The following is a 15,831-nucleotide window of genomic DNA, read 5'->3' as shown; positions in this document are numbered from 1 at the left end:
ATTCGCCAGGCTTCGCCAGGGGGCGCCAGATGTTGTGCCACCCGCGCCGCGGTGTCAGGTAGGAAAGCGCCACCCCGCCCGGCAGCCCTAGGTACTCCCCAGGGTGCCGAACGGCCGCCGGATCCGGGGCGGCGCACGCATACTTGTCGGCGCACGAAGGGATCTGTCTAGCCCATGTACACAGCATCGTCCTCCGTGTCCGCCCCACCCCGGCCGCTCCGTCCCATGGGGTCGGGCGGCGGCCCGTATCTCGACCCACGCGCCGCTTCGCCGGCGTCCGGCACAGGTCAGAACCGGCGGGCGGCGGGGCCGGGCACCCAACCGCTCAGCGGACGTCTCGACCTGTCGGGCGCCCAGGGCGCGCAGTTGAGAATGGCCATCGCCTCGGTCCACCGCATCTGCCCCGAGTTCAACCCGGTGCAGGTCCTGCGCAGGAGCGGTCGCTCGGTGCTCATCGTGGGCACCACCGGCCGCGCGACGGCGGTGGCCAAGTGCTTACTCGACCACTCCCCCGAGTGGACTGAGCGGTTCCGCCACGAAATAGCGGCATACCGCGCGTTCGTCAGGCACCGCCCGCCGGTCCGGGCCCCGCGGCTCATCGCGGCGGACCCGGAGAACTGCACCCTGGTGATCGAGCGGATGCCCGGCCGCGTCGCGGCACTGACGAGGCACCCCGTGGAGGCACCTCCCCGCGCGGACCTCCGGGCCGTGCTCGGAGCGATCAGCCACATCAACGCCTGGAGGCCGGCGGCGGGCCTGTTCGACGCACCGCTGGACTACGCGTCCCGCATCGCCCGCTATCACGAGTTGGGGCTCTTCACGGACCGCGATCTGGGTGACCTGCAGAAGCTGCTGCACGGCCTGGCGCACGCGGGCGGCCGGCAGGGCATGGGCCAGTTCTGCCACGGTGACGCGCTGCTCTCCAACATCCTGCTGCCGCCGACGGGACCCGTGCTGGTGGACTGGGAGCACGCGGGCTGGTACCTGCCGGGTTACGACCTCGCGACGCTCTGGGCCGTGCTCGGTGACGCGCCTGCCGCTCGGCGGCAGATCAGCCAGCTGGCACAGGCGGCGGGGGCAGCCGCTCGCGACGCGTTCCTGATCAACCTCATGATCGTGCTGACCCGGGAGATCCGTACGTACGAGACGGCTGTGCAGCGGGCCATGCGCGACGGCGCTCCGTCCGGTGGCGGTCAGACGCGACAGGGCGTGCTGTCCTCCGGCGAGCAGCAGCGCCTCCTGCTCCGCAGGCTGCACGACGACTGCGCGATGGCCCGGCGGGCCGTGCGCGCCGCGGTGGGCACGCGCTGACCACGCCGGATCAACCGGCCTGACGGACGGGGGAAGCGCGCTGCGGGACCGGTGCCGACACACGGGTTCCGCAGCGCGCCGCCGTCTTCTCAGCCAGGGGTCACGAGCGCGCTCGTACGATGTCGACGTCGGAGGCCTTCACGAAGCCGATCCGGTGGCCGATCTGCACCGTCACGTACTTCTGGGCTCCACGGAAGTACGTGTGGTCGTAGGGCTTCGACGCGTCGATGGTCGGTGAGTAGTAGTAGCCGGTCGGGGCCTCGCCGCCGCCTGGGAAGGCCTGTCCCGCCTTGATGGTGTAGACGAGCGGGGTGCCCACCGTCGGCTTGACGAAGTCCGCGGGGTACTCCCCCTTCTCCGGGTACGCCACCCCGTACACCGGCACTTCGGCCTTGCCCGACTTCGGCCGGACGACCTTCCCCGAGGTGGGGGTGGTGACCCGGGCGCCCGCCGGGGTGCTGAACCAGGCCTTCTGTCCGTACCACCAGATCGCCGTCCAACCCGGCGCCCTGTCGGCGACCACGGCCTGCTGGGTGGCACTGATCTTGCTGCCCCAGTCCGCGGCACAGTTCGTCCCCGGGGATCCGTCCGGGTGGAGCCCGGGGTCGGAGAAGAGCGGCGAGTCCGCAGAGGGCCCGGTGTGCAGCGGAACCGCGCTGCTTCCCTGCCGGGGCAGGTCGACGCTCTTCTCGCAGTCGCGGAACTCCTGCTGGTTCTTGGTGAAGTCGGCGCTGACGGTCACCAGTTCACTGCTCTTGGGGGCACTCGGCGCGGAGGGCCGGCCGAGCAGCGCCATGAAGCGGTTCCAGTCCCAGTAGGGTCCCGGGTCCCAGTGCATGTTCTGGGTCCCCGCGGCGCTGGTCGGCGGTACGCCGTCGTGTCCGATGATGTGCTGCCGGTCGAGCGGGATGTCGTACTTGGCCGCCAGGTGACGCACCAGCCGCGCGGTCGAGCGGTACATCTCCGGGGTGTACCACTTGGCGCCCTCGGCCGCGACGCCCTCCTGCTCGATGCCGACGGAGTGGGTGTTGAGGTACCAGTTGCCCGCTTGCCAGGCGACGTCCTTGGTCTTCACCATCTGCGTGACGTGGCCGTCGGACGAACGCACCACGTAGTGGGCCGAGGTCTGGTTGAGCGGGTTCTGGAAGATCTTCAGAGTGGTGTCGAAGTCGACCTCGGTGTCGTGCAGGACGATGAACTTGACCTGGTTGCTGTCCGGCCGGTCCGCCGTGTCGTAGTTGCCGTACGTGTCCTTGTCCGCGGGGTCACCGGTCTGCTGGTAGGCGGCGGGGACCCAGTCGCAGGCGAGACCGCGTGGACATTCGGGCCGTACGGTGTCCGCTCCTGCGGCCGCCGGGGAGAGGAGCGCCACGCTCAGCGCCCCTGCCGTGGTCAGTGCGAGCGCGAGTCTGAGCCTCTGCTTCGACGTCATGACAATCCTTCTGGGGCCGGACGGTTGCGGAGCCGCGCGGGAGCGCTCTCCGCGTTCCTTTGTCGGCGCACACTCTGAGGCGCAAGGTGTTGGTGAGTCAAGAGTGCAGTGTGCATCCATCCTTGAGCTTGTATGACTATTTCGGACCGTGCGTGCCCCGGATGGCCGAGGGGTAGAGCTGGCGCCGACAGGACCGGTCCGCGTGGATCACGCGGAGTTCTCGGAAAGGCCGGACGCACACATGGCACAGCCCTTCACCCTGCCGGACTTCTACGTGCCGTATCCGGCGCGCCTCAACCCGCACCTGGAGGCGGCCCGGAGCCACACCCGGGAGTGGGCGCGCGGAATGGGAATGCTGGAGGGCTCGGGGATCTGGGAGGAGAAGGACCTCGAGTCCCACGACTACGCGCTGCTCTGCGCGTACACACACCCTGACTGCTCGGCCGAGGCGCTGTCCCTCGTGACCGACTGGTATGTGTGGGTCTTCTTCTTCGACGACCACTTCCTGGAGCTGTTCAAGCGCACTCCTGACCGTGAGGGCGGCAAGAGGTACCTGGATCGGCTTCCCGCCTTCATGCCGATGGACCGGGGCGCCTCGACGCCCGATCCCACGAACCCCGTGGAGGCGGGGCTCGCCGACCTCTGGGCCAGGACGGTGCCGAGCATGTCCGACGCCTGGCGTGCCAGGTTCGCCGAGTCGACGGAGAACCTCCTCAACGAGTCCCTGTGGGAGCTCGCGAACATCAACGAGGGACGCGTCGCCAACCCCGTCGAGTACATCGAGATGCGCCGCAAGGTGGGCGGGGCGCCGTGGTCGGCCGGGCTGGTGGAGTACGCGGCAGGCGCCGAGGTGCCCGCCTCGGTGGCGGGCACCCGTGCTCTGCGGGTGCTGAGCGACGCGTTCTCCGACGGGGTGCATCTTCGCAACGACCTCTTCTCGTACCAGCGCGAGGTCGAGGACGAGGGCGAGAACAGCAACGGCGTGCTGGTCCTGGAGAAGTTCCTGCGCTGCTCGACGCAGGAGGCGGCGGAGGCGGTCAACGATCTTCTGACCTCACGCCTGCAGCAGTTCGAGAACACCGTTCTCACCGAGCTCGGGCCGCTCTGCGCGGAGAAGGGGCTGACCCCCGACGAGACCGTCGCCGTCCTGGCGTACGTCAAGGGGCTTCAGGACTGGCAGTCGGGCGGCCATGAGTGGCACATGCGGTCCAGCCGCTACATGAACGGCGGCGGCGCGGGGGAGAGCGTTCCCGGCTTCGCCATGGCCGCCGCCTCGATCCGCCTGCCCCCTCGTTCGGAGTCCCTGCGGTCGCGCAGCCACACGCACGTGCCCCACCAGCGGGTGGGTCCTTCGCTGCTGCCGGACTTCGACATGCCGTTCACCACGACGCTGAGTCCGCACCTGGACGGGGCGCGCGTCCGGATCGTCGAGTGGTCGCACCGGATGGGTCTGCTGGAGGCGCAGCCCGGTGTGCCCGGTTCGCACATCTGGGACGAGGAGCGGCTCGTGGCGACGGATCTGCCGCTGTGCGCGGCCGGGTTGGATCCGGACGCCACTCCGGACGAGCTCGATCTGTCCTCGGGCTGGCTGACCTGGGGGACGTACGGCGACGACTGGTTCCCCGTGGTGCACGGCCGGACGCGGGATCTGGCGGGGGCGCGGCTGGCCAACGAGCGGCTGTCGCTGTTCATGCCGCTGGAGGGCTCGTCCGTGCCCGAGCCGGTCAACGCGCTGGAGCGCGGACTCGCCGACCTCTGGCAGCGGACGGCCGGCCCGATGGACGGGGACGCCCGCCGCACCTTCCGGGAGGCGGTGGAGACGATGACGGCGAGCTGGCTGTGGGAGCTGGCGAACCAGGCGCAGAACCGGATTCCCGACCCGGTCGACTACATGGAGATGCGCCGGGCGACGTTCGGTTCGGACCTCACGATGAGCCTGTGCCGGCTGGGTCACGGCAGGAAGGTCCCGGACGCCGTCTACCGCAGTGGCCCGATGCGTTCGCTGGAGAACGCGGCAGCCGACTACGCGTGCCTGCTGAACGACCTGTTCTCCTACCAGAAGGAGATCGAGTACGAGGGCGAGGTGCACAACGGCGTCCTGGTCGTGCAGAACTTCTTCGGGGTGGACTATCCGACGGGGGTCGCGATCGTGGACGACCTGATGAACTCCCGGATGCGCCAGTTCCGGCATGTCGCCGAGCAGGAACTCCCCGTCCTGTACGACGACTTCGACCTGGACGCCGAGGCCAGGGAGGTCCTCGCCGGGTACGTGGTGGAACTCCAGCACTGGATGGCGGGCATCCTCATCTGGCACCGGGGCTGCCGGCGCTACCGCGAGGAGGACCTGCGGCGGGGCAGCGGCACCCCCTGGCACATCAGCGGTCCCACGGGGCTCGGGACGTCGGCGGCACGGGTGACCCGGCTGCTCACGGCGCAGGGACGTTTCAGCCCTGCTGGAAAAGCTCCGCGGGAAGTGGCTTCAACAGGGCGTACAGGTCGTCCGTGATCGGCCGGTCCCAGCTGGCGATGGTGACGAGTACGCCGTCGCTGCGGTCGAACTGCACGCAGGAGATCCGGCTCTCGGAGAGCTTGATCCGGCGCACGATCAGCAGGCTGTCACCCTGCATGACGGGGACGTCCTCGCTGCCGGTCACCTCGACCGGTTCGTCGTTCTCGAGCGCGAGGAGGAGCTGTGCGACCTCGAAGGGGACCTGGCCCTCCTCGGTCTCGCGGGCGGGTGATCCCTCGGGCAGATTGCCGATGATCATCGCGGGACCGCGGCCGCCGAACAGGTCGTAGCGCAGGAACACGCCCTGACAGCTCCCGTCGGGAGCGGGGAGCAGACCGGCGCCGAGGTTGCCGGGCCAGTCCCCCGGGTCCATGGCCAGGACATCGAAGTCCGGGCCCGCGGGTGTGGCGGCGCTACGGCGGCGGAGGAAGGACATGGGGCCCATGTTACGTGTCCCGGCTCACGTCAAGGAGCCGGGCACTCCTACCCGGACTCCGCCGCCAGCGCTTCCAGCACCCGGACCGCCTCGGTCGCACGGGCGTACGGGACGAACAGGTGGTCGTGGTGGAATCCGGCGACCACGTTGCAGCTGATTCCGGCGTCCGTGAGGCCCAGGGCGACCGCGGCCGTCAGCCCGACCGCGTCCAGTGCGGAATGCACGCGGAGCGTGATGCGGCCCGCGACGAAGTGGTACTCGAGGCCCGTCGCCACGGCCTGCGCCTCGGGGACGACCAGCGTCAGCCCTTCCTGTTCGGAGACGGTGACGACGGGGGTGACGCCCTCGGGGACATCGCCGCCGGGCAGCGTGGCGAAGACGTAGCGCCCGGGCAGCAGTTCCGGCCGCATGCTCCGCAGCAGTGTCGCGAGATCCCGCTCAGCCGTCATGGGGGCAACGCTACGGCTGCGCCGGCCCGGCCGCGCGGTCACGTCCGGCCGGGGCCGGAACCGCCCCGCGAACGCGACGGGTGACAGGCCCCGGGGCGGTAAGCCATTCAGGCACGCCTTGTATCCATACGCTCACCCTGCGTGGCACCGGCGGTTGATCGCCCATAGCTTCGGCTCATGAGAACAAGACACATGAACAGCCTGGCGGGCATCACCGTCGTCACGGCCACCGCGCTGAGCCTCGCGGCCGTGCCAACTGCGGCATCGGGGCACCGTGACCACGTCGTGCACCCGGGCGAATCGATCCAGGGTGCGGTGAACGCGGCTCAGCCCGGCGACACCATCGTCATCCGGCCGGGAACGTATCGCGAAAGCGTCCTGATCACGACGCCCGGTCTGACCCTGCGCGGGACCGGTGGACGTACGGTGATCACACCGGCCGCGGTCAAGACCGCAAAGCCCGCCAAGGCCGCCAAGGGGCCCGCGGCGGCCAAGGGCCCGAGGGCCGCCAACGCCTGTGCGGCTGGCGGGAACGGCATCTGCGTCGTCGGGACCAAGGGCCACACCGTCGACGACGTCAGGATCCGCTCGCTGACCGTCTCCGGCTTCGGCGAGAGCGGCGTCTGGTCCTCCTGGACCGACGGGCTGTCGGTGCGCAGGGTGACCGCCTCGAAGAACGGCACCTGGGGGATCGCACAGGAGCGCTCGACGCGCGGTGACTTCCGGCGCAACACCGCCACAGCCAACGGCGACGCGGGGATCTTCGTCGCCAACTCGGTGACCGAGGAGGGCGGGGCGACCGACACCGGGGGAACGCTCGTCGTCGACAACTCGGTGACCGGGAACCGTATCGGTGTCACCGCCCGCAGGGTCAGGAACCTCGTGATCGACGGCAACACCCTGACCGGCAACTGCAGCGGGGTCTTCGTGGTGGGCGACGAGTCCAAGCCGGCCGCCGGGGCGATGACGATCAGCGGCAACCGGATCCTGAAGAACAACAAGTTCTGTCCGGCGACCCCGCGCCTCTCGGCGATCCAGGGATCCGGCATCGTCCTCACCGGCAGTGAGAGCACGATCGTGCGTTCCAACGTCGTCCGGGACAACGTCGGCTCGACCCCCCTCTCGGGCGGCATCCTGCTCTTCAAGAGCTTCGTGGGCGCGCTGAACACCGACAACTCCATCAACCGCAACCTCGTGCGCGGCAACAAGCCCGCCGACCTCGCCAACCGCGACACCGCGGGCAAGGGCAACACCTTCGTCAGCAACACGTGCGGGACGTCGGTTCCGGCCGGGATGTGTGCCGAATGACCGCCGAACGCCGCACAAGGAGGAACGAGACGGTATGACCACCGTGAGCCCCACCCCTGAGACCGCCCCCGCCACAGCGCCGCTCGACACACCCCGGACGCCCGCCGCGCAGACGCCTCCGCCGTCGATGCGCCTGCGCGAGCTCGTGTTCGGAGCGGCCTGCGCCGCGGCCGTGCGCGCCGCGGCCAGGCTCGGCGTCGCCGACGCCCTGGGCGAGACGCCCTCGTCGGCCGCGGAGCTGGCCCTGGTCGTGGACGCCGAGCCCGAACCGCTGCGGCGACTGATGCGTGCGCTGACCTGCTACGGGATCTTCAGCGAGACCGAGGACGGGAAGTTCACCCACACCGAGATGTCGCGGCTGCTGCGGGAGGACGACCCCCACAGCCTCCGCTACATCTCCCTGTGGTGCACGGAGCCCTGGACCTGGGAGGTCTGGCCGAAGCTCGAGGACGCCGTGCGCTCCGGCACGAGCGTCTTCCCGGAGACGTTCGGCAAGGGCTTCTTCGACTATCTCCACCAGGACGCCGGCGAGTCCGCCCAGGTGTTCAACCGGGCGATGACCACGTCCAGCGTCCAGTCGGCGCGGGACGTCGCGGAGCTCCTCGACCTCACGGGGGTGTCCTCGGTCGCCGACATCGGCGGCGGTCAGGGCCATGTGCTCGCGAGTCTCCTGGAGAAGCACCCCTCGGTCCACGGGACGCTCCTGGACCTGCCCGGCGTCGTGGCCCGTGCCGACGCACGGCTCCGTGACGGCGGCCCGCTCGCGGACCGGGTACGGATCGTGCCCGGCGACTGCCGTGAGGACATCCCGTTCGAGGTGGATCTCTACATCATCAAGAACATCCTCGAATGGGACGACGAGAGCACCCGCAGGACGCTCGCCAACGTGGTCGCCGCCGCCCGCCCCGGCGCCCGAGTGGTGGTCATCGAGAACCTCGTCGACGACACCCCGTCGATGAGGTTCACCACCGCGATGGACCTGCTGCTCCTGCTCAACGTCGGGGGTGCCAAGCACACCAGGGAGAGCCTGGTCACGCGGATGTCCGACGCGGGTCTGCGCGTGGGCGAGATCCACCCGGTCAACGCGTACCTGCACGCCTTCGAGTGCGTCGTGCCGTAGCCCCGGCCCCGGGCGCGGAAATCGCCCCGGGTCCGGCACTCAGGTGCCGGACCCGGGGCGATCGTCCGTGCGTCAGGCGGAGCCGTCCCGCTGCCACCGGTAGAACTGCTGGGCCATCGCGTCCTTCGGACCACGCCAGGTCTGCGGGTCGTAGGGGCTCACGAAGGCGGTCAGCCGGTCGCTGATGGCCTTGAACTCCGGGTGCTCCATCACCTTCGCGATCTCCGGGCCCGGGGGGCGTTCGGACTCGATCAGGTGGAGGTACACGTCGCCGAACTGGAACAGGGTGCGCCTGTTCACGCCGACGAGGTGGGGCAGGTCGGTGTCGTCGGAGGCCGCGAACAGGTCCGCGATGTCCGGTGCGGACTCGGGCGCCATCCGGGCGACGATCAGTGCGTGGTGCATCTGGCTGCCTTTCGGGGCATCAGTTGGCGGGGACCGAGGCGGAGCGGCGTTCCCGGTCGCGCTGTTCGATCTTGTCGCGGATGAGCTCCAGCTGGACGCGGGAGTTGCGGTTGATGTTGTCGGTCATCCACGCGTCGTCGACCGGTGCGTCGGGGCGCATCGCGAAGTCCTGCCGCCAGTGCATGCGCGTACCGCCCGGGACCTCCGAGTACTCCCACCGGATGTCCATGTGCTGGAACGGACCGGGCTCGACCCGCCGGGCGCGTACGTTGCGGCCCTGGCGGTCCGTGGTGCGCTCCGACACCCAGCTCCAGACCTTGCCGTTGTCGTCGGGGTGCATCGTGAGGCGGAAGGTCGTCTTCTGGCCCTCGCGCTTCATCACCTCGACGGCCGCGTACTCGCTGAACAGCTGCGGCCAGTTCTCGAGGTCGTTCGTCATGTCCCAGACCAGGTCCAGGGGCGCGGCGATGGTGATCTCGTTCTCGGTGTGTCCGGACACGTCAGGCTCCTGTCACGAGGGTGGTGTTCACGAGGTCGAGGAACTCGCGGGGCGTCCTGCACCGGTCGGCGTCGACGGGCAGCGGGTGGCCGTACCGGTTCTCGAGCGCGGCGACGATGCCGAGCAGCCCGAGCGAGTCCAGGCCGTACTCGTCGAAGGCGGAGCCGGGACTGCTCGCCATCGCGGACGGGTCGACGGTGAGGCCGGCACCGTTCTTCATGAGGGCGGCCAGTTCTTCGTAGGTCAGTTGAGCGGTCATCGGTACTGCTCCTTCTCAGGCAGGGGTGTGGGCGGGACTCCGCAGCACCAGGGCCGCGTTCGATCCCATGAGTCCTCGGCTCAGCACGAGAGCCGTCCGCAGTTCGGCGGGGCGCGCGCGCCCCGTGACGACGTCGAGGTCGTGGCAGACGTCGAAGACGTTGGGCGTCGGCGGGATCAGGCCGTGCTCCATGGCGAGTACGGCGGCGGCCGTGTCGAGCACGGGGGCACCGCAGTAGGCGCGGCCGGTCCCGGTCTTGGGTGCCGTCACGGGTACGCGCCGTCCGTGTGCGCCGAGCGCGTCGGCGATGGCCAGCGCCTCGGCGCGGTCCGCGGCGGGCACGCCGAGCGCGTCCGCGAAGACCACGTCGATCTCCTCCGGTGCGCAGCCGGCCTCGCGCAGCGCCCCTTCGATCGCGTGCGCCAGTCCCGCGCGGGACTCCTCCCACCTGGAGGCACCGGTGAAGGTGGCGGTGTGACCGGCCAGTTCGGCCCGGATCCTGGCGCCGCGGGCGCGGGCGGTCCTCTCCTCCTCCACCACGAGCATGCCGCCGCCTTCGGCCGGTACGAATCCGCATGCGTCGGCGGTGAACGGCCGGTAGGCGCGGGTGGGTTCGTCACTCAGGCTGAGGTCGTCGTAGCCCAGCTGGCAGACGACCGAGTACGGCGCGAGCGGCGCCTCCGCCGCGCCGACGACGACGGCGTCCGTGCCGCGCCGGATGGAGCGCGCCGCGTGCATGATCGCGTCCAGGCCGCCGGCCTCGTCGCTGGCCACGACGGCGCACGGTCCCTTGAAGCCGCCCCGGATCGAGATCTGGCCGGTGCTGGCCGCGTAGAACCAGGCGATGGACTGGTAGGGGCCGACGAACCGGGAGCCCTGCCCCCAGAGCCGTTGCAGCTCGCGCTGGCCGAACTCGCCGCCGCCGGATCCGGCGGCGGTGACCACGCCCACCTTGAACGGGGCGCCCTCGTAGTCGGCGCGGCCCAGCCGGGCGTCGTCCAGGGCCAGATCGGCGGCCGCCATCGCGTAGTGCGTGAAGCGGTCGGTCTGGACGAGGTAGCGCTCCTCGATGAACGCGACCGGGTCGAAGTCCCTGACCTCGCCCGCGACGCGCAGCGGGAGGTCCTCGCAGCCCTCTCGGGAGATGGTGTCGAGGACGCTGACGCCTTCCTGGGTCTGCTTCCAGAAGGCGCCGGCGCCGGTCCCGTTGGGGGCGACGACGCCGATCCCCGTGATGACGGAACTGCGGCTTGCCGGGGCGTTCATGGGGTCCTCCCGCCTGATCGGGTCATGGCGACGGCGGACTGGAACCCGCCGAAGCCGCTGCCGACCGAGAGCACACTGCGCAGCTTCAGGGGCCGGGCGGTGCGCGGTACGTAGTCGAGGTCGCACTCGGGGTCCGCGGTCTCGTAGTTGGCCGTCGGAGGCACCGTCTGGTGCTTGAGGGCCAGCACACACGCGGCGATCTCGATCGCTCCGATGGCGCCGAGGGAGTGGCCGACCATCGACTTGATCGAGCTCATCGGGACCTTGTACGCGTGCGTGCCGAGGGCCCGCTTCACCGCGGCGGTCTCGTGCCGGTCGTTCTGCTTGGTGCCCGAGCCGTGCGCGTTGACGTAGTCGACCTGCGAGCCGTCCAGCCGGGCGTGCGCGAGGGCGGTGTTGATGGCCTCGGCCATCTCCAGGCCTTCGCTGGTCAGGCCGGTCATGTGGTAGGCGTTGCCGAAGGTGGCGTAGCCCGATATCTCGCAGTAGACGGTGGCGCCCCGGGCGCGGGCGTGCTCGAGGTCCTCGAGCACGAGCACCGCACCGCCCTCCCCCATCACGAACCCGTCCCGGCGGGCGTCGAACGGCCTGGAGGCGTGCTCCGGGTCGTCGTTGTTCGCCGACGTGGCCTTGATCGCGTCGAAGCAGGCCACCGTGATGGGGGTGATCGGCGTGTCGGACGCCCCGGCGATGCAGACGTCGACCCTTCCCTCCTCGACGGAGTGGAAGGCGTAGCCGATCGCGTCGAGGCCGGAGGTGCAGCCGGTCGAGACGGTCTGGACGGGTCCGTGCGCACCGACCTCCTCCGCGACGGCGGAGGCGAGGGTGCTCGGAGCGAACGCCCGCTCGAGGTGGGCACCCGCCGGCCGGTGGTCGACGTCCCAGCGGGCGCCGCTGCCACTGACGGCGACGTAGTCGTGCTCGAGCCGGGTGGTTCCGCCGACGGCGGTCCCGAGGGAGACCCCGATGCGCCAGGGGTCCTCCTTCTCGAGGTCGAGTCCGGCATCGCCCAGCGCCTCCCTGGCCGCGACCAGGGCGAACTGGATGTACCGGTCCGAGCGGGCGATCAGCTCCTCGTCGAGGCCGTGCGCGACGGGGTCGAAGTCGCACTCGGCGGCGATGCGCGAGCGGAACTGCGCCGGGTCGAACAGTGTGATGCCGCGTGTCGCGGTGCGGCCGTTGGCGAGGAGGTCCCAGAAGGCCGGTGCGCCGATGCCGCCGGGGGCGACGACACCGACTCCGGTGACGGCTACGCGCCGTGTCATGAGGCGGCCCCCGTTCGTTCTGGCGGGGCGTAGCCGTCAGCGGGGTCGCCGGTCTCCGTGACCTCGGTGTCCACGTGCCCCAGCTCCGGGCGCGGGGCCAGCGGGCCGAGGTGGAAGACCATGCGCGCCTCCACGTCCCCGACGTTGCGGAAGCGGTGGCGGACGTGCGGCGGGATGAGCAGGCCCTGGTCGGGCCGCATGGGGAACGTCTCGCCGTCCAGGTCGACTTCGAGGAGCCCGGCCACGACGTACACGAATTCCTCGGAGTACGGGTGGTAGTGCTCGCCGATGCGGTCACCGGGGTCGACGAGTGCCAGCCCCATGAAGCCGCTGGTGGCACCCACCGCCGTGGGTGTGAGCAGGGCGCGCAGGTCGCCTCCGCGCCTGCGGTTGGGCTGAGTCTCGCTGAGGTCCACGATGCGAGGCCGGTGGGTGGTCATGGGTGGTCTCCTCCAGGCACTTCGTACGGTGTGTGGGCAGAGCGGGGTGGGCCCGTCGCCGGTGACGCGTCAGGACTGGGCTGCCCGGCGGTCGGTGATCAGGTTCATCTCGGCCTGGGCGAGGAAGCGCGCGGCCTCCTGGTCGGTCGTCGGCAGGCCGTTCGCCCCGCCGTCGAGCAGCCGGCCGAGCATGGCCGCCTTGCGGTTGCCGCCGATGCCGAGGGCCTGCGTGGGCTGCGCGCCGAGCGGGCCGCTCACCTCGAGGAGCCGGACCACGATGTCGTCGCGCTGGAAGATCGTGCTGCTCTCGATGGGGCTCGTGGCGTCTTCCGCCGCCTCCTCGTCCTGGCCGGCGAGCAGCCGGGCGAGCGCCATGCCGCAGCCTTCCTTGGCCTGGTAGAACAGCGAGTGCCGCTCGACCTCCGCCGAGGAGTGCCGGCCCGCCGTCACGTGGTGGACGGTCGGGAGCGCCGCCCGGGTGAAGAACATCCGGGCGGAGTCGGGGTCGTTGAGATCCCGGTCCTGCTCCAGGTACGGGTTGATGGCCTCCTCGACGGCCCTGACCTCGGGCTGGCGGGAGACGTGGCGCAGCGCGGCCATCAGGTCGCCCTCGACCTCGACCGCTCGCACGACACGGTTTCCGTGCATGAAGAGCGAGGTGCGGCGCAACCGGGTGTTCTCGTCGACGCGGGCCTGCGGGGAGTCGTAGTCGGCGAGGATCTTCGCGACCATCTCCTCCGTGCCCGGCTTGACCGTGAACGTGAGCGCGTGGCGCACGACGCCGTCCCCGAGGCGGGGAGCGGACTGGAGACCGCCCTTGGCCCTCTCCGAGGTGCTCTCGAAGGCGACGCCGGTCTCCCGGAGGACGCTGAAGCGGAGGGAGCGGGTGTCACGTACGCAGTTGTGCAGGGGCTGCACAGTCGCCACGTGCTCCTCGCTGTTCACCCAGGCGAGGAAGGGCGGCGCGCTCTCCCACTCGCTGGTGATGAGCCACTGCGAGGGGTTCTCGATGGACTGGCACAGCTGGTCGCTGATGTGTCCGGGGATCGAGGCCACCTGGTTGCGCATGTGCTCGTACGCCTCGAGGAACTCGTTCTGGGCGCCGTCGTACAGGTCCATCATCAATATGACCCGGAGCCTCGAACCGTCGAAGGCGGACTGTGATATCCGTTCCGAGACGTTCGTCATTTTCGTTCTCCTTCGAGACGGTGCGGCGGTCACGTCCTGTGGCCCCTCGTCATCCGTCGGTATCGGTGGAAGGTGCACAGCTCCCTGTCCGCCGTCACGTGGCGACGCCCCGGCATCGCGGACATCGCTCCCGCGACTGATCGTGGAACGCTGGTACGGGTGGCGCGAGATTTATGAACCGTTCAGGTGAGGCGTCGTCGGAAGCCCTGCCGAACCCCTTCCGCGAGGGCATGGACACTGCATCCGTCGTGCGTCCGAGCTGGAGCAACAGATGAACGAGAACGTCGACCACCGCGTACCGGTCCTCATCGTGGGCGGCTCCCTGGTGGGCCTGTCCACGTCCCTCTTCCTGAGCCGGCTCGGCGTCCGCCACCTGCTGGTGGAGAAACACCGCAGCACCTCGACCCACCCGCGCGGGCGCGGCAACAACGTCCGCACCATGGAGCTGTTCCGCGCCGCGGGCGCGGAGCGGAAGATCCGCGACGCCGCGTCCGTGCTGGCGGACAACCACGGCATCCTGCAGGCCGGCTCGCTCACCGGGGACGACCAGGAATGGCTGTTCAAGGAGATCGACCCGGGCGGCGGGCTCGCCAGGTTCAGCCCGAGCGGCTGGTGCCTGTGCAGCCAGAACGACCTGGAACCCGTCCTGGTCGACCACGCGAGGGCGCAGGGCAGCGAGCTGCGGTTCTCCACCGAGCTGATCAGCTTCGAGCAGGACCCGGACGGGGTCACCGCCGTGGTGAAGGACCGTGGGACCGGGGCGCACAGCACGGTGCGCGCGCACTACCTCGTCGCGGCCGACGGTCCCCGCAGCCCGATCCGGGAACAGCTGGGCATCGGCCAGACGGGCCCCGGGGACCTCTTCCACAACGTGAGCATCACGTTCCGCTCCCGGCGGCTCGCCGCAGTGGTCGGTGACCGGCGCTTCATCGTCTGCTACCTGACCGACCCGGAGGCGGACGGGGCGTTGCTGCCCGTGGACAACGAGGAGCGGTGGGTCTTCCACGCACCGTGGCACCCGGACCGGGGTGAGACGCTGGAGGACTTCACCGACGAGCGGTGCGCGGACCATATCCGCCGCGCCGTCGGTGCGCCGGACCTCGACGTCGAGATCACCGGCAAGGCCCCGTGGCACGCGGCGGAGCGGGTCGCCGAACGGTACGGGTCGGGCAGGGTCTTCCTGGCCGGCGACTCGGCCCACGAGATGTCCCCCACCGGGGCCTTCGGTTCCAACACCGGGATCCAGGACGCGCACAACCTGGCGTGGAAGCTGGCCGCGGTGATCGACGGCGCGGCCCGGCCGGGGCTTCTGGGGACGTACGAGGCGGAGCGGCTTCCCGTGGCGAAGGCCACGAGTGCGCGGGCGTCGGCACGTTCGAGCGAGCACAGCCACCCTGGTTACGCCGGCTCGCCGGGCCCTGGTGGCGGCGGCCGAAAGGGCGGTGGCATGCTCACGGTCGCTCTGGGCTACCGGTACGTGCGGGGAGCGGTGCTGGGTGCCGACCCGACCCTCCCGGTGGTGCCCGACGGCATGGGCCTGACGGGGGAACCCGGCTCACGGGCGCCGCACATGTGGCTCGGCCGGGACGGGGAGCGCGTGTCGACCCTCGATCTGTACGAGCAGGCGTTCGTCCTGCTGTGCGACGCCCGGCACCAGGACTGGCGCACGGCCGCTGACCAGGTGGCGAAGCGCCTCGGGGTACGTCTGGACGCCTTCGGCATCGGTTCGGGTCCGGGCGCGGACCTGGAGGCGGAGGAAGGCGCGGACTGGGCGGCCTCCCACGGCACGTCCGTCGAGGGCGCCGTGCTGGTGCGCCCGGACGGGTTCGTGGCCTGGCGTTCGGAGGGAGCGGCGGCGGACCCGGAGGGGACGCTGTACGAGGTCATGGCGACGCTGCTGCACCGCGTCTGACACGGCACGACCGGCCGGCGGGCCCCCTGGGG

At 70.5% G+C, this 15,831-nt stretch carries 15 protein-coding genes; 5 read left to right on the top strand and 10 right to left on the bottom strand.

Annotation, left to right across the window (positions count from 1 at the left end):
• Nucleotides 1–174: 174 nt before the first annotated feature.
• On the top strand, nucleotides 175–1,311 hold the full coding sequence (locus AB0I83_RS30525; RefSeq protein ID WP_363306942.1) for an aminoglycoside phosphotransferase family protein: 1,137 nt from the start codon (nucleotides 175–177) through the stop codon (nucleotides 1,309–1,311).
• Nucleotides 1,312–1,411: 100 nt separating this feature from the next.
• On the opposite strand, the gene AB0I83_RS30520 is transcribed toward AB0I83_RS30525, so the two are convergent.
• On the bottom strand, nucleotides 1,412–2,743 hold the full coding sequence (locus tag AB0I83_RS30520) for a peptidoglycan recognition family protein (RefSeq protein ID WP_363306941.1): 1,332 nt from the start codon (nucleotides 2,741–2,743) through the stop codon (nucleotides 1,412–1,414).
• A 241-nt stretch (nucleotides 2,744–2,984) separates the two neighbouring features.
• On the opposite strand from AB0I83_RS30520, the gene AB0I83_RS30515 reads away from it, so the two are divergent.
• On the top strand, nucleotides 2,985–5,249 hold the full coding sequence (locus tag AB0I83_RS30515) for a terpene synthase family protein (RefSeq protein WP_363306940.1): 2,265 nt from the start codon (nucleotides 2,985–2,987) through the stop codon (nucleotides 5,247–5,249).
• On the opposite strand, the gene AB0I83_RS30510 is transcribed toward AB0I83_RS30515, so the two are convergent.
• Both AB0I83_RS30510 and AB0I83_RS30505 read right to left on the bottom strand, forming a co-directional pair.
• Nucleotides 5,188–5,688, bottom strand: a complete 501-nt coding sequence (locus AB0I83_RS30510; RefSeq protein ID WP_203184308.1) for a hypothetical protein — start codon at nucleotides 5,686–5,688, stop codon at nucleotides 5,188–5,190. The genes AB0I83_RS30515 and AB0I83_RS30510 overlap by 62 nt on opposite strands.
• Nucleotides 5,689–5,735: 47 nt before the next feature.
• On the bottom strand, nucleotides 5,736–6,137 hold the full coding sequence (locus tag AB0I83_RS30505) for an ACT domain-containing protein (RefSeq protein WP_363306939.1): 402 nt from the start codon (nucleotides 6,135–6,137) through the stop codon (nucleotides 5,736–5,738).
• Between the two features lie 177 nt (nucleotides 6,138–6,314).
• Between AB0I83_RS30505 and AB0I83_RS30500 the strand changes: the two genes are divergently transcribed.
• Together AB0I83_RS30500 and AB0I83_RS30495 are read left to right on the top strand one after the other, a co-directional pair.
• On the top strand, nucleotides 6,315–7,445 hold the full coding sequence (locus AB0I83_RS30500) for a right-handed parallel beta-helix repeat-containing protein (RefSeq protein WP_363306938.1): 1,131 nt from the start codon (nucleotides 6,315–6,317) through the stop codon (nucleotides 7,443–7,445).
• Between the two features lie 34 nt (nucleotides 7,446–7,479).
• Nucleotides 7,480–8,565 (top strand): methyltransferase, encoded by a 1,086-nt coding sequence (locus tag AB0I83_RS30495; protein ID WP_363306937.1) that lies wholly within the window; start codon nucleotides 7,480–7,482, stop codon nucleotides 8,563–8,565.
• 72 nt (nucleotides 8,566–8,637) lie between these two features.
• On the opposite strand, the gene AB0I83_RS30490 is transcribed toward AB0I83_RS30495, so the two are convergent.
• The 7 genes from AB0I83_RS30490 to AB0I83_RS30460 form a co-directional block, all read right to left on the bottom strand.
• Nucleotides 8,638–8,970, bottom strand: a complete 333-nt coding sequence (locus tag AB0I83_RS30490; protein ID WP_356532044.1) for a TcmI family type II polyketide cyclase — start codon at nucleotides 8,968–8,970, stop codon at nucleotides 8,638–8,640.
• A 19-nt stretch (nucleotides 8,971–8,989) separates the two neighbouring features.
• The gene (locus AB0I83_RS30485; protein WP_014158010.1) at nucleotides 8,990–9,469 is read right to left on the bottom strand and encodes an SRPBCC family protein; all 480 of its coding nucleotides are present in this window, start codon (nucleotides 9,467–9,469) and stop codon (nucleotides 8,990–8,992) included.
• Between the two features lies 1 nt (nucleotide 9,470).
• Entirely contained in the window at nucleotides 9,471–9,728 is a 258-nt protein-coding gene (locus tag AB0I83_RS30480; RefSeq protein WP_356532048.1) for an acyl carrier protein, read from the bottom strand.
• A gap of 15 nt (nucleotides 9,729–9,743) precedes the next feature.
• Nucleotides 9,744–10,994: a beta-ketoacyl synthase N-terminal-like domain-containing protein gene (locus tag AB0I83_RS30475; RefSeq protein ID WP_363306936.1), complete on the bottom strand. Its 1,251-nt coding sequence runs from the start codon at nucleotides 10,992–10,994 to the stop codon at nucleotides 9,744–9,746.
• Nucleotides 10,991–12,259, bottom strand: a complete 1,269-nt coding sequence (locus tag AB0I83_RS30470) for a beta-ketoacyl-[acyl-carrier-protein] synthase family protein (protein WP_363306935.1) — start codon at nucleotides 12,257–12,259, stop codon at nucleotides 10,991–10,993. Before AB0I83_RS30470 ends, AB0I83_RS30475 begins: the two co-directional genes overlap by 4 nt.
• Complete coding sequence (locus tag AB0I83_RS30465) at nucleotides 12,256–12,699, bottom strand: cupin domain-containing protein (protein ID WP_363306934.1); 444 nt, start codon at nucleotides 12,697–12,699, stop codon at nucleotides 12,256–12,258. Before AB0I83_RS30465 ends, AB0I83_RS30470 begins: the two co-directional genes overlap by 4 nt.
• A gap of 69 nt (nucleotides 12,700–12,768) precedes the next feature.
• Nucleotides 12,769–13,887, bottom strand: coding sequence for a TcmI family type II polyketide cyclase (locus AB0I83_RS30460; RefSeq protein ID WP_363306933.1), 1,119 nt, complete (start codon nucleotides 13,885–13,887; stop codon nucleotides 12,769–12,771).
• A 271-nt stretch (nucleotides 13,888–14,158) separates the two neighbouring features.
• On the opposite strand from AB0I83_RS30460, the gene AB0I83_RS30455 reads away from it, so the two are divergent.
• Nucleotides 14,159–15,799: an FAD-dependent monooxygenase gene (locus tag AB0I83_RS30455; protein WP_363306932.1), complete on the top strand. Its 1,641-nt coding sequence runs from the start codon at nucleotides 14,159–14,161 to the stop codon at nucleotides 15,797–15,799.
• Nucleotides 15,800–15,831 lie beyond the last annotated feature (32 nt).

Origin of the sequence: Streptomyces sp. NPDC049970, assembly GCF_040660235.1 — a bacterium.
Lineage (GTDB): Bacteria > Actinomycetota > Actinomycetes > Streptomycetales > Streptomycetaceae > Streptomyces.
Note: the sequence above shows the minus strand (reverse complement) of the source record. Positions and strands in the feature narration are given on the sequence as shown.